This window comes from Streptomyces sp. NPDC057010 (assembly GCF_042673805.1).
In the GTDB taxonomy this organism is placed as follows: domain Bacteria; phylum Actinomycetota; class Actinomycetes; order Streptomycetales; family Streptomycetaceae; genus Streptomyces.
In genome coordinates, this window is the sequence record NZ_JBHUSC010000054.1 from 32995 (window position 1) to 44568 (window position 11574).

Annotated in this window: 17 protein-coding genes; 14 read left to right on the forward strand and 3 right to left on the reverse strand. The window is 70.2% G+C overall.

Annotated elements, in window-relative coordinates:
• Nucleotides 1-243 precede the first annotated feature (243 nt).
• Together ACFTXQ_RS30635 and ACFTXQ_RS30640 are read right to left on the reverse strand one after the other, a co-directional pair.
• Complete coding sequence (locus tag ACFTXQ_RS30635) at nt 244-459, reverse strand: DUF397 domain-containing protein (RefSeq protein WP_382646951.1); 216 nt, start codon at nt 457-459, stop codon at nt 244-246.
• Nucleotides 456-1337, reverse strand: a complete 882-nt coding sequence (locus ACFTXQ_RS30640) for a helix-turn-helix domain-containing protein (protein ID WP_382646954.1) — start codon at nt 1335-1337, stop codon at nt 456-458. The genes ACFTXQ_RS30635 and ACFTXQ_RS30640 overlap by 4 nt, the downstream gene beginning before the upstream one ends.
• 501 nt (nt 1338-1838) lie before the next feature.
• On the opposite strand from ACFTXQ_RS30640, the gene ACFTXQ_RS30645 reads away from it, so the two are divergent.
• The 10 genes from ACFTXQ_RS30645 (at nt 1839) to ACFTXQ_RS30690 (ending at nt 8049) form a co-directional block, all read left to right on the forward strand.
• Nucleotides 1839-2312, forward strand: a complete 474-nt coding sequence (locus ACFTXQ_RS30645) for a hypothetical protein (RefSeq protein WP_382646957.1) — start codon at nt 1839-1841, stop codon at nt 2310-2312.
• Nucleotides 2312-2797: a hypothetical protein gene (locus tag ACFTXQ_RS30650; protein WP_382646960.1), complete on the forward strand. Its 486-nt coding sequence runs from the start codon at nt 2312-2314 to the stop codon at nt 2795-2797. Before ACFTXQ_RS30645 ends, ACFTXQ_RS30650 begins: the two co-directional genes overlap by 1 nt.
• 247 nt (nt 2798-3044) lie before the next feature.
• A complete protein-coding gene (locus ACFTXQ_RS30655) occupies nt 3045-4061 on the forward strand; it encodes a hypothetical protein (RefSeq protein WP_382646963.1) in 1017 nt (338 codons plus the stop codon).
• Nucleotides 4054-4629, forward strand: a complete 576-nt coding sequence (locus ACFTXQ_RS30660; protein ID WP_382646966.1) for an O-methyltransferase — start codon at nt 4054-4056, stop codon at nt 4627-4629. The genes ACFTXQ_RS30655 and ACFTXQ_RS30660 overlap by 8 nt, the downstream gene beginning before the upstream one ends.
• Before the next feature lie 18 nt (nt 4630-4647).
• Complete coding sequence (gene hemC, locus ACFTXQ_RS30665; RefSeq protein WP_382646969.1) at nt 4648-5583, forward strand: hydroxymethylbilane synthase; 936 nt, start codon at nt 4648-4650, stop codon at nt 5581-5583.
• Between the two features lie 88 nt (nt 5584-5671).
• Nucleotides 5672-6001 (forward strand): hypothetical protein, encoded by a 330-nt coding sequence (locus ACFTXQ_RS30670; RefSeq protein WP_382646972.1) that lies wholly within the window; start codon nt 5672-5674, stop codon nt 5999-6001.
• Nucleotides 5998-6285 carry a hypothetical protein gene (locus ACFTXQ_RS30675; protein WP_382646975.1) on the forward strand — a complete coding sequence of 96 codons (288 nt, stop codon included), beginning with the start codon at nt 5998-6000 and terminating at the stop codon, nt 6283-6285. The genes ACFTXQ_RS30670 and ACFTXQ_RS30675 overlap by 4 nt, the downstream gene beginning before the upstream one ends.
• A 110-nt stretch (nt 6286-6395) precedes the next feature.
• Nucleotides 6396-7037, forward strand: coding sequence for a hypothetical protein (locus ACFTXQ_RS30680; protein ID WP_382646978.1), 642 nt, complete (start codon nt 6396-6398; stop codon nt 7035-7037).
• 38 nt (nt 7038-7075) lie between these two features.
• Nucleotides 7076-7552, forward strand: coding sequence for a hypothetical protein (locus tag ACFTXQ_RS30685; protein ID WP_382646981.1), 477 nt, complete (start codon nt 7076-7078; stop codon nt 7550-7552).
• Nucleotides 7549-8049 (forward strand): hypothetical protein, encoded by a 501-nt coding sequence (locus ACFTXQ_RS30690; protein WP_382646984.1) that lies wholly within the window; start codon nt 7549-7551, stop codon nt 8047-8049. The genes ACFTXQ_RS30685 and ACFTXQ_RS30690 overlap by 4 nt, the downstream gene beginning before the upstream one ends.
• Before the next feature lie 120 nt (nt 8050-8169).
• Here ACFTXQ_RS30690 and ACFTXQ_RS30695 read toward each other — a convergent pair whose 3' ends face one another.
• Nucleotides 8170-8598, reverse strand: coding sequence for a hypothetical protein (locus tag ACFTXQ_RS30695; protein WP_382646986.1), 429 nt, complete (start codon nt 8596-8598; stop codon nt 8170-8172).
• A 610-nt stretch (nt 8599-9208) separates the two neighbouring features.
• Here ACFTXQ_RS30695 and ACFTXQ_RS30700 point away from each other — a divergent pair.
• From ACFTXQ_RS30700 to ACFTXQ_RS30715, 4 genes are all read left to right on the forward strand, one after another.
• On the forward strand, nt 9209-9706 hold the full coding sequence (locus tag ACFTXQ_RS30700; RefSeq protein WP_382646989.1) for a hypothetical protein: 498 nt from the start codon (nt 9209-9211) through the stop codon (nt 9704-9706).
• Nucleotides 9707-9775: 69 nt separating this feature from the next.
• Complete coding sequence (locus ACFTXQ_RS30705; RefSeq protein WP_382646992.1) at nt 9776-10252, forward strand: hypothetical protein; 477 nt, start codon at nt 9776-9778, stop codon at nt 10250-10252.
• 76 nt (nt 10253-10328) lie between these two features.
• Nucleotides 10329-10868 carry a hypothetical protein gene (locus tag ACFTXQ_RS30710; protein ID WP_382646995.1) on the forward strand — a complete coding sequence of 180 codons (540 nt, stop codon included), beginning with the start codon at nt 10329-10331 and terminating at the stop codon, nt 10866-10868.
• A 261-nt stretch (nt 10869-11129) separates the two neighbouring features.
• Complete coding sequence (locus tag ACFTXQ_RS30715; RefSeq protein WP_382646998.1) at nt 11130-11282, forward strand: hypothetical protein; 153 nt, start codon at nt 11130-11132, stop codon at nt 11280-11282.
• Nucleotides 11283-11574: the final 292 nt, after the last annotated feature.

The following is an 11574-nucleotide window of genomic DNA, read 5'->3' on the forward strand; positions in this document are numbered from 1 at the left end:
GAGGTGGAGGCGGCACAGGCGGAGGCGGAGACCCTGCGGGGCCGGCTCGCCGAGGTCGAGGAGTCGGCACACGTAGGGGCCGGGAAGAGCACTGAGGGCGGTAAGCCGCGACGCCGCCCCGTCAAGAAGACGAGGGGTGGACCACGGTAGAAGCGCGACATCCGCTTGGCGTGTGCACGCTAGAACGAGGGAGGGCCGCACCCGGTTGGGGTGCGGCCCTCCCTTGCGTCAGCGTTCAGCGGCTCAGACCGCCCCGCTCCGAATCGCGTCGACCATCGAGGCAAAGGCCGTAGCCGACACGGCCACTGCGTTGCCGTGCGGCCGCTTTGAGTCGCGAAGCCCCACCCATGCCCCGAGCGGCCCGACTTCCACACACTCGTTCTCTGCCGCGCTGTAGCTACTGGTCCTCCACGGGGCGGCCGCGAGTTCGGCGGCGGTGGGGGCGCTCTGGGGGGTCATCGGTTGTGCTCCTGTCGTGCTTCTCGCATCAGGGCGATGCTGTGTGCAGGTCCCGCCGCATCGCGACGGAGGTAGTCAAAGATCATCTTGTAGTCGGCCACGTCGGTTGGGGCGTCCAGATAGATCCCCTTCCGGTGGAGTTCGAGGTACACCACGGACATGGACGCCATGGGGTTGCTCTCGTCGTCGCGGCCGAGCACTACGAAGTGCCCGCCCGAGCCAGCCGCGTGGGCGCCGATTGAGGCCGGTAGTACCTGGATGTCAACGTTCGGCCGGTCGGTCATCGTGCACAGGTGGTCGATCTGCTCCACCATCACCTCGGGATCGCCCACAGACCGGCGGAAGACTGCCTGATCGAGTACCACCCAGAGATGCAGGGCCGGCGTGCGATCCAGTACCGCAGCCTGACGCTTCATTCGTGCATCCACGCGGCTTGTGATCGTGTCGGAGTCGAGTCGCACGTCACTGGCCTGATGGAGAGCCAGGGCATAGCGGCGCGTCTGGAGGAGCCCCGGAACGAGGGAGTTCGCCCAGACGTTTTCGTACTCCGCGTAGGCCTCGAAGGACACCAGGGGATCGAGGATTTCGGGCACCGCAGGGTGATCCATCCACCAGCCAGATTCCTGGTCAGTGACGAGCCGGACCAGGGCGTCACGCTCGCTCGCCGTCGCCCCGCAGGCTTCCGCGATGGCCCTCATGGTGGGAACGCGGAGCCTAGCCCGGTCTTGCCACCCCATGTAGCGGTTGACGGTGCCGACGCTCACCCCCGCGAGCTTGGCCACCTCATTCTGTTTGCGGTCCGACCGTGCGAGGAGGGCTTGAAGGCCGCGAGCGATCAGCATGCGGCCGGCCGCGCCCGTGGTCCCTCGTTCGGTCACATCGCCCCCTCGTGTGTGCCCGCCGCTTTGCAGCGCGGCGGAGCCGTCAACGGGGAGAGCGTACGCGGGAGTCGCCACCCAGTAATCCCCTCATCAAGTCTCACCCGGTCGGGGGGAAGTTCAGTCGTTCGGGTACCGCTCATTGAAATTCAATGGCAGTGTATTCCATGGCTACTCGCCGTGCCGGAGTGCGCGCTTTAAGTGATCAACTCGGCCCGGTCGTGTGGCCTTCGAGAGCGCGGACGACAGGGATCGAGCCGATGCCAGCAGGCGCCGTAGGCACACCGTCATCACGAGCAGACATCCGCAGCGGGGTTCTGGACCCACTCAGGGTCACCCGCGCGCAGACCTCCCGCTTACGCGGTCAGGAGTGCGCCCGTTGCGGGTCCAAGGACGGGCTACGGCCCGGGGGATACGCGTACACCGCATCCGAGGGCGCCGGCCGCCTCGGTTGGGCCGTCAAGGTCTGCGGGTCCTGCCCGGCGAATTGGGGTGGTTGAGATGGCTGGAGAACTCGCCCGACGGGAAGCAGCGAACGCGGGCGCCCAATGGATCGCTCGCGCGCATCCCGTTCCCGAACAGGTGTGGGAGGAGTGGGCCAGCCCGTTGGCCGTGGCCTTGGTCCCGGCCGGTCAGCAGTGGGACGCGGTAGCGATGCCCTACGACCGGCTGTTGGCGGTCATGGCGGACATGGGGCCGCTCGCGTGGGAGCGCTCGCCGGTGCTGGTCGACATGTCGTGCGGCCGAACCTATGTGTTCGTCCCGGAGGGCACAGCCGGGGCGTGGGCGGCGCCAGGCACCACGGCGATCGGCAAAGGCTTTTGGCTGGTCATGTCCAAACCGGGCGGTCGACAGTCCCGCGTCGGTCAGTGGATGAACCCGCCGGACGTGATCACTCGCCTGACCAACCCTGTGGACCTCATCGAGTCCCTGCGGCGAACCGCGCACGACGACAAGCCCGAGGAAGGTTTCTGATGCCCGAGGTGAAGGCCTTACCCGCGCGTGCCGGATCGGCCGTCGAGCGGCCCCGGCTGTACCACGTCGACCCCGCGGGCTTGACGCTCGCCGAGCGGGCGCAGGCCCGCCAGGAGGCCATGGGCCTACGCGCCACCTGGCCGGTTCCTGGCTATGACGAAGACTCTCCCGAACGTGCCCGCTTCAACGTCGCCCTGGCCTACGGCATGTGGGCCGTCGACCCCCCGGAGGCCGACACGCTCGGCATCCTGGCCTACCACCTGACCCGTCACACCATGCGCGTGATCCACTCACACCGGTACATCGTCACCGCCGCACTGGTTGGGGAGCGCGCCACTATCAGTGTGCTTGCCCTGGCCGGCCGCACGGTCGAGGTGACCGACCCCGGGACCAGCGCCGACGTGCGCCGAATCGCCGAGACGTGGGGGGCGCTTCCGCTCGAAGCCGGCCCCTGCCTCTACGCGGCCGCCACCGTCACCGGCTAGCGCTCAGACCCCCGGGCCCCTGCACCCCCCCCCGCCAGGGAGAGCCCGGGTGAGCGGCGGCGGCATTCCGTTCCCCCACGCCGCCGCCGCTCTGTCAGCCGCCCCGGGCTCCGTCACCAACGGGCCCGCCGTCACGGTTTTGGGCGAGTAGCCCCGGCTCCGCGCCGCCGGGTGGGTGGCCGTCGAATCGTCGGCCACCCACCGGGAGGCGCGGCCTCCCGGCTAGGCAACTTGACGAGGAGATCCAGTGACTGAACTGGCACCATCAAATTCGCGTGTACACGCGATCCCAGGACAGCAGCCCTTACAGCCGGCGGGCCCGGACGGCATCGACCCGTCCAGGGCCAGGGAGTCCGTACGCCGGCTGTACGCCGGGCCGCGACTGACCCCGGCGGACCTGAGCGCCCCCCTCCTGGTGCTGCCCGACGGCCACACCGGGGCCGGCACCCTGCCCGGTGCCGTGGCCCTGACCGACGTTCCGGCCACCGTCACACGGTGGGCGGACATGGGCATCCGAGGCGTGAAGCTCTTCGCGCACGGCCACGACCGCGACCCGTACGGCACCGGAGCCCTGACCCCCGGCAATCTGATGATTCGCGCGATCCAGGCCGTCAAGGCCGTCGCCGCCGACGAGGTGGCCGTGACCACCGAGGTATGCGGCTGCTCCTGGACGAGCACCCGCCAATGCGTGCTGCGGACCGACACCGGAGCCATCGACGTGGAGGGCACCTACGCGCTTATGCGCGGCATGGCCACCCAGCACGCCGAGGCCGGCGCCGACGCCGTATCGCCCACCGCGATGCTCGCCGGGTCCGTCCGCTCCGTCCGCACCGTCCTGGACCAGAAGGGACACCGCGAAGTCGGGGTGAACCCCAACCTCGCGATCCGTACCGGGCTCTATGGCCCGTTCAAGCAGCTCATGGACACCGAGCCCGCCCGGGGCGACCGCCGAGGGCTCCAGCTGGAGCCCGGCCGGGCCGAGCGTGACACGCTCGTGCAGGCCCGTGCCTGGCTGAACGAGGGAGCCGACTCCCTCACCCTCCAACCCGTCATGACGGCCGCCGACGTACTTGTACGTCTGCGGGACATCACGGACGTGCCGATCGTCGCGTACTCGACCTCCGGCGAGTGGGCCGCACTCCAGACCCTCGGCATCGAGGGAATGGCCGAGTACTTGGCCATGCTCAAGCGGGCGGGTGCCGACACCGTCCTGACGTTCGCGGCCGAGCCGGTCGCCGCCTACCTGGGGAGCCAGCGTGGATGACACCCCTTGGACCCGGCCGGAAGCGCTGGACGCCATCTTGGCCGCCGCCGCCGCGCAGGGCTTCGAGATGTCGTGCGAGGACCGCACCGGGGCCCTGCTGGCCACGCTCGCGGCCAGCAAGCCCGGCGGGCAGATGGCCGAACTGGGAACCGGAGTCGGAGCCGGCGCGGCCTGGCTGCTGCACGGCATGAACCCCACCGCCCGCCTGACCAGTGTGGAGATGGACCCCGAGCGCCAGATGGTTGCTATCCAGCACCTTGGCGAAGACCCGCGCGTGAAGTTCCGCAGCGCGAACGCAGACACCTGGCTGGACGCCTACAGGGGCCCGCTCCTCGATCTCGTCTACGTGGACTGCCGACCGGGCAAGTTCCGCCGCTTGGGTGAGCTCCTGGCCCTGATGGCGCCCGGGGGGATCTACATCGTGGACGACCTGATGCCCCAATCCACCTGGCCCGACGACCACCAGCCGCGCGTTACTACCTTCCTCGAACAGCTGCCCGAGGTTCCCAACCTCCTTTCCACACCGCTGAGATGGGCGTCGGGGTTGGTCGTCGGAGTCCGGATCTGAGGGTCTATCGTGGGCGGCATGTCCGCCCCTGACCTGATCCGTATCGTCTCCCGCGACTCCCCGATGGCACTCGCCCAGGTAGAGCGCGTCCGCCATGAGTTGGCCGCGCTCTACCCGCACATCACCACCGAAGTCATCCCCGTGAAGACGACCGGGGACCGGTGGATGGGCGACCTGGCCGCCGTCGAAGGAAAGGGCGCATTCACCAAGGAAGTCGACGCCGCCCTACTGGACGGATCTGCGGACCTGGCCGTGCACTGCGTGAAGGACGTTCCCGCGGACCGTCCCTTGCCCGCCGGGACCACCTTCGCCGCGTTCCTCAAGCGCGACGACATCCGGGACGCCCTTGTACACCCCGAAGGCCTCACGCTGGACAACCTCCCGGCCGGGACACGCATCGGCACCTCATCGGTGCGACGTATCGCCCAGCTCGCCGCCTCTCACCCGCACCTCGAATGCGTCCCGATCAGAGGCAACGCAAACCGTCGACTCGACAAGCTCGCCGCAGGCGAGGCAGATGCCCTGCTGCTGGCCGTTTCCGGGCTGGAGAGGATCGGCCGCACAGACGCGATCACCGAGACTCTTTCCGTCGAGGCGATGTGCCCGCCCATCGGCGCGGGCATCCTGGCCCTTCAGTGCCGCGAGGGTGACACGGGACTGATCGAGACCGTGAGCGCACTCGGCGACCCGGCTACCCACCGCGAGGCCACCGCCGAGCGGATGTTCCTGCACGTCCTCCAAGGGCACTGCAACAGCCCGATCGCCGGGTACGCCGCCACCGAACGGGACGGCGAGCTCAGCATGTACGCGAAGGTGTTCACGCCGGACGGAAAACGTGTTCTTCGCGCACGCGAGTGGGCCGGCCCTCTGGACCCTGCCACTCTCGGCACGTCCGTGGCCGTTGCGCTTCTCCGCCAGGGCGCCCGCGAGCTCATCGACGGCATCCCGCACTGACCACTGTCAAAAAGGAGGGCCGGGAAGACTCCCGGCCCTCGGCGCCCACCCCGTACGGTGGTAAAGCCACAGACAGGAGGCCACCACGATGAGCGCCATGCCCCACGAGACGCCATCCAGGGCGTACGCGAGCCCGTACCGGGTCGAGGAGTGGGAGGGCCCGCAGACGCTCGCCGCCCTCCGCGCCGAGCTCGCCGTGGTCGACGCCGCCGAGTTGGTGGCGTTCAACGCGAAGCTGGACGCGGCGCGGTTCGGCACCGAGCAGGCCGCCGTTATTTCCGACGCCCGCCGGCTGATCGCCATACGGACCCGCCCCGAGATCCAAGCCGCCATTGCGGCATCGCTCGCCGGCACGTCGGACGCGGCTCCGGTCGAGGAGCTGTACGCCTACCTGGAGAGCCGGGGCGCCGCCGAGTGAGCCGCTGGACCGTCGAGGTACCACCGCGGCTTTACGAGGAGGTGGCCCACCTCAGCGCCGGCGGCCGCCGAGCCGTCCACGACCTACTCGACAGCCTCGCCGCCGACCCCCGAGACCCCGCGAGCTCCACCGAGCCGATCACCGGGGCCGAGCTACGCCGTATCGACACGGCCCCGGCGAAGGACACCGGCGACCGCATCACGCTCCTGTACCGCGTGCACGCCCCCGAAGCAGCCGCCGACGGCGGGCGGGTAGAAGTGATCTTCATTCTCTCCGGCCCGTAAGGCTCACCCGTCCGAGTGAAGATGCATCGAAATCTGAAACGGGATGCATCCAATCTGTAGATTGGATGCATTGGGCCGGCGTGCGCCGGCCGCCGATCGGAGGCGCCAGCATGCCGCTCTACACCACCCGCTACTACCGCAGTGCCACCGCAGAAGTCGGAACGTGGGCGTTCGGCGGACAGGCCCGCGAGAAGGTGCCGGACGACATCGAGCCCGTCGAGCATGCCCGGCGGATGCTCGACTATCTCGTGTCGGTCCTCCCCGGTGACGACGGCGTTCGCGTACGGGTATGGGTCGGGGAGGCCGCCACCGACGCCGAGGCGGAAGTGGATCTGTGCCACCCCTGGACCGAGGACGCCGAGGCCCGCTTGGCCGACATCACCCGGTGCCGCGAGGAGGTGGCGAAGGTCGAGGCAGAGGCCCGAACGCTGGAGGCCGAGGCGAAGGCAGCCCGGGGCCGGCTCCAGCAGGCGCGTGCGGCCCTGGCCACGTCCGTCTACGTCGGCACCATCGGCGGCGTGCCCCAGACGCGGATCGTCCGCGCCAGCGGGCACGAGCGGAATTGGGTGCGGACCACCGTGGCAGCCGTGGAGGCCCAGCGGATCGCAGAACTCCCCGAGGACACGTGGGCCGGCCCTCCCGCCGGCTGGACGCTCGACCCCACGGACCCGGGCCACGACCGGACGACGACGTGGACACCGACCGCCGAGACGGCGGCCCGAGCTGTCGAGGCGATGCACACCGCGGATTAGTAGCCGCCGTCGACTCAGCAGCACGAAGGGAAGATCTCATGTCCGATCCGGTCTACCGAGCCCACGTGACCCCCTGGGAGGGGCCCCACTGGGAGCTCACCGTGCACCAGGCCGTGCCCTCCGCCGAGAGCGAGACAGACGAGTGGTGGGATACCGATCCGGAGCAGGAACCGGTACTGACAGCCGTTACACCCATCCCGTCCACCAGCACACCCGAAGAGGCCTGCGACGCCGCTGAAGACATGCTCCGGGATGAAGGCTGGCACCTCTGGGGCGACTGGCGACCCGAGCCCGGCGAATGGATCGTCCACGTCGGCAGGGAACACCGCACCTTCGAAGGAAACATGGACCTCCCGCCGTATACCGGGCAGGTCCCTCCGATCCCTCAGGACGGTCCCGGCTACGGACCCGGGTCCGAGTCCGCAGCACTGTGGAAGCGCTTGGACGCGCTGAAAACCCAGCGCCGTGCACGCGAGGCCGACGACCACACGGAACAGGAAGGCAACCGCTCGTGAACTCGTCCCTCCCCGAACCGATGCGCCCTGCCGAACGGGACGCCTTCCGGGCCTACCTAGACCGGCAAGCCCCCGTGCGGTCATCGCTTGAGGGTCGCGGCCTGACTCTGACCGAGGTCCTGGACGTCGCCCACGACTACGGACCGGATGAGGCCCGCACCATGCTGCGGGAGCACGCCGCAGACCTCCACACATGGCACCAGCTGGTTGACGACCTCATCACGACATTCCACCGCCTCGCGGACGGCGGGGAAGTCAGCCCGGAAGGCAGGCAGTATCTGGCGGGCGAGGCCACCCGTTGGGACTGGGAGCGGGCTGAGTTCGAGCACATCGCCACCGTCTGGCTACTCGGGCTGGAAACCCCTGGGCGATGGAGGGCGCACCCGATGCCGAGCGCCCGCACGCGCATCCCCTCAGTGCGCCCCGCGCCCGACTACCCCGAGCTTAAGGACATCACCGGGTGGATCGAGGGGCGCCTGCCACTCACCGACCGCTGAAGGGAGGCGCCGCCGTGCCCGACCCCGTGCGGAGGGTCCCGGAAAGCCGGGCCCCGCTCGACCCGGAAGAGGCCGGCGCGGGGGCGCCCGTCACGGCATCCGTGACGGGCGCCCCCGCGTTCAGTTGGCCTTGGTGCAGGTCAGCATGCCCCCGCCCGGCGCTGCCGCACAGCCCCGGATCTTCACGCCGGGCCCGTCGTACTCCCACTCGGCGCCCGTGGTCATCAGGGGGTCCCCGCTGGTCGGGTACCTCGGAGCCGTCACCACCTTGACGCGCTTGGCGGCGCCGCCGTTCTTGCGCACCTCCAACCAGAGCTGTCCCCCCTGGGGAATCCAGCCGATCGCCCGCGCGTGGTCCACCCCCCCGATCTTCTTGATCCGCAGCTCCACAATCGGGCCGCCGCCCTCCAACGTCGCGCCGTAGCAGAGCCGGGCGCCGTCCCTCAGCTCGCACGCCGAGTGCACCGTGGCGGCCGCGCTCGCCGGCGATCCGGCCAGCACCACCAGGGCAGCCGCCAACGCGGCTCCGGACAGGTTCAGTCGCATCATGGACAGCCAACGCCGGCCGACGAGCCGAGCGCACGGGCCGAGGGCCGACATCGCCCGAACGTGCGACCCGACGGCCCCGCGGATTCCGTACAGGCCGGCGGACCGGCCCGCGTCACCGATACGCGGGGCTCCGCCCCACACCCCGGCCACCAGTCCCAGAGGGGCCGGGGGCGCCGCCGGTGACTGCGGGCCCGTGGGTGGAACTGGTCGGGGGTCGTGGGGAATCCCTCCGGTCCGGTCGTCCCTCCGCACCATGCCGCACGGCCGCCCGGGGCGCGACGAAAAGCGTGTCGCACCCCGGACGACCGCACGGCAAACCGTGAGTGCCGCCCAGACCGGAGGGACCCCCCACTCAGGCCCGGACCGTGGCGCGCGTCGCCCCGAGGCCGTCGACCCCGACCCGGCCCGGACTCAACTTCTCGTGTACACGCGAAAAGAGACCCGAAACTCACCTACGACAAGCCTCTGACCTGCGGTTTTGTGGCGTGAAAGATGGGTTCAGAGTTGCGCGTGATGCTCTGTTGCTGTAATCTAGATCTTGTGAGGGAGGGAAGGGAACGGCACCCGAACCGCCCGCACACACCACCAACTCCCCTTGAAAGGAACGGAAATGAACCTGGAGACCAACACCAACGCGGAGCGGGCCGAGAATGGCGGACTGCTGGCCGCGCTCTTCATCGAGCGAGCTGCCGCAGCCGGGGAACACCTCCTCCCGGCCGACCGGGCCGCGATCGGCCGGGCCATGGTCGAGGCCTACTACGAGGGGGCCGAGGTCCCCGAAGGCTACGAATGGGAGTCGCTCGCGCTCATCATCAGCGACCTGTTCCACTTCGCGGACGGCCTGATCAGCCCCGTTGGCCTCATGCACGTGGCCGTGTCCGAACTGCGCGCCACGGTCAACGTCGTGCCGCTCCTGTGCACGATCGGCGACGAGGGACAGCCGGGACTCATCGCGGGCGCGGTGACCGCCATCCTCGCGCACGCCGAGACCGGCGAAATCTCCCTTGACCACCTCACCGACATGGCGTTCACGGTGTGGAGCGACGAGGTGGAAGAGGAGCGGTTCATCCAGGCGAAGGCCGCCCGCGCGGCCCGCACCAACCGCTAGCACCCCAACGCCGGGGGGCGGGAACGGCACCCGCCCCCCGGCACCACCAACACCACCGAAGGACGATCAATGAAGTTCACGTTTGTGGCATCGGCGGACGTACTGATCACCGTTGAGGCGGCCGACGAGATGGCCGCGTGCGACGCGTTCACCGCGATGCAGGGCGAGTTCGTCACCGTCGGACACACCATGACCCACGGCCACCAGCTGACGGCCGTGGACGTCCACCAGGACGGATGGGAGCTCTACAAGGCCGACGGCGAGACGGTACGGGATCAGCCCGCGTGCCCCGCCGACGGCTGTAACGGCACCCTGGTGGGCGCCCGATGCACCTACGGCGCCGGATGTCTCGGCGGTGAAGACGGGGCCGAGTGCCCCGTCTGCGGCACCGACGAGTGCGAGAACCCCGCGACCCCCGCCGCGTACGTCTGCACCCGCCCGGATTGCCACGCCACCCACGGCGAGCACCAGGACGACGAGGACGAAGGCGCCACCTGCGGCGCGTTCACCCTCACCATCCCCGGCCAGGACGACGACGAGCTGTAGCGTCCCGCCGCGATCCCGGGGGGCGGGAACGGCACCCGCCCCCCGGCACCACCAACACCACCGAAGGGAAGCCGACATGGACACCACCCCCACCCCCGACGAGCGCGCCGCGCGCGGAGCCGAGATCGTGCGCGAGCACCTGGCCCACGCCGAGCCGCAGGACACCCCCGCCGCTCGCGCCCGCCGAGGATGGAGCATCGCGCAGCTTCACCGCCCGCAGGCCGAGCGGTGGACCCCCGTGCCCTGCGCGATGTGGCAGCAGCTCATCACCGACGCCGTGACCGATGTTCTCCACCTGGCCGACGGATGGCACAGCCCGGAAACGGTGCTCAGCAGGGCGTTCGCCCTCCACTGGAGCCAGGACCTCCCGGCCGAGTGGAGCGACGCCGTACACGCCGGACAGAGGCCGGGCGCCGCACGCCAGATGCCGGGACCGGACGCCGACCCGCGCGAACGGGACGCCCTGGCCGGAGCCGTCGCCGACTTGTACGCGGCCGCCGCCGACCGGTACGACGGCCCGGCCGAGAAGGTGGCCGACGAGGCCGAAGAGGCTTTCTGGTCCGAGGTCGAGGCGGCCCGACTCGCAGCCGTGCGCACGGCCCGCGCCGCCCGCTAGGGCGGGCGGAACCACGACGGCCCCGGGCGACCAGCCCGGGGCCGCTCCCGTTCCGGCGCCGTAGCCGGTTCGCGTGTGCACGCTAAATGGGCACTTGATCAGGCATTTTGATGCCTCTCAGGTTGTGCGTGATGCCCTGTTGCTGTAATCTAGGTCTTGTGAGGGAGGGAAGGGAACGGCACCCGAACCGCCCGCACACACCACCAACACCCCCCGAAGGGAAGCCCCGCCATGTGGATCAAGCCCCGTTGTGGAGAGTGCATGACCGGCCACTACGCCCAGTTGCGCCCCACGGCTCTGCTGGCCTGCACCAACCCCAGCTGTGAACACGTCATCGCGCCGTCCGACTTCGTGGACGTGGACGAATGGCAGCTGCGGGACGGGATCGTGGTCATCCGCGACAGCGTGTTCTAGACCGGGCCAGCGGCCCGGGGCCGAGCCCCGGGCCGTCGCCGCGACATGGGAAAGGCCGGTGGGACACCCGAAGGTGACGGCATCCACCGGCCCGATTGCTCCCACCAACACCCGCCCGAAGGCGGAATGGAAAGCGACACCAGTCTAGACCGCCCCGCAGGGCGCCGGCACCCGGCCGGCGGGGCGGAGCGGCCGGGGCGGGCACCAGCGCCCCCCGGCGCGCGGCCCCCGGGCCCCCACGGCCGCAATCCGCCCGGGCGCCACCGGCGCCGCCCCCCCCCCCCCGAGCCGC

Bases quoted from the DNA above. Each gene is read 5' to 3' on its own strand.
- ACFTXQ_RS30635 (WP_382646951.1), bottom strand. From the start codon at position 459: ATGACCCCCCAGAGCGCCCCCACCGCCGCCGAACTCGCGGCCGCCCCG.
- ACFTXQ_RS30645 (WP_382646957.1), top strand. From the start codon at position 1,839: ATGGCTGGAGAACTCGCCCGACGGGAAGCAGCGAACGCGGGCGCCCAA.
- ACFTXQ_RS30650 (WP_382646960.1), top strand. From the start codon at position 2,312: ATGCCCGAGGTGAAGGCCTTACCCGCGCGTGCCGGATCGGCCGTCGAG.
- hemC (WP_382646969.1), top strand. From the start codon at position 4,648: ATGTCCGCCCCTGACCTGATCCGTATCGTCTCCCGCGACTCCCCGATG.
- ACFTXQ_RS30670 (WP_382646972.1), top strand. From the start codon at position 5,672: ATGAGCGCCATGCCCCACGAGACGCCATCCAGGGCGTACGCGAGCCCG.
- ACFTXQ_RS30680 (WP_382646978.1), top strand. From the start codon at position 6,396: ATGCCGCTCTACACCACCCGCTACTACCGCAGTGCCACCGCAGAAGTC.
- ACFTXQ_RS30685 (WP_382646981.1), top strand. From the start codon at position 7,076: ATGTCCGATCCGGTCTACCGAGCCCACGTGACCCCCTGGGAGGGGCCC.
- ACFTXQ_RS30695 (WP_382646986.1), bottom strand. From the start codon at position 8,598: ATGATGCGACTGAACCTGTCCGGAGCCGCGTTGGCGGCTGCCCTGGTG.
- ACFTXQ_RS30700 (WP_382646989.1), top strand. From the start codon at position 9,209: ATGAACCTGGAGACCAACACCAACGCGGAGCGGGCCGAGAATGGCGGA.
- ACFTXQ_RS30705 (WP_382646992.1), top strand. From the start codon at position 9,776: ATGAAGTTCACGTTTGTGGCATCGGCGGACGTACTGATCACCGTTGAG.
- ACFTXQ_RS30710 (WP_382646995.1), top strand. From the start codon at position 10,329: ATGGACACCACCCCCACCCCCGACGAGCGCGCCGCGCGCGGAGCCGAG.
- ACFTXQ_RS30715 (WP_382646998.1), top strand. From the start codon at position 11,130: ATGACCGGCCACTACGCCCAGTTGCGCCCCACGGCTCTGCTGGCCTGC.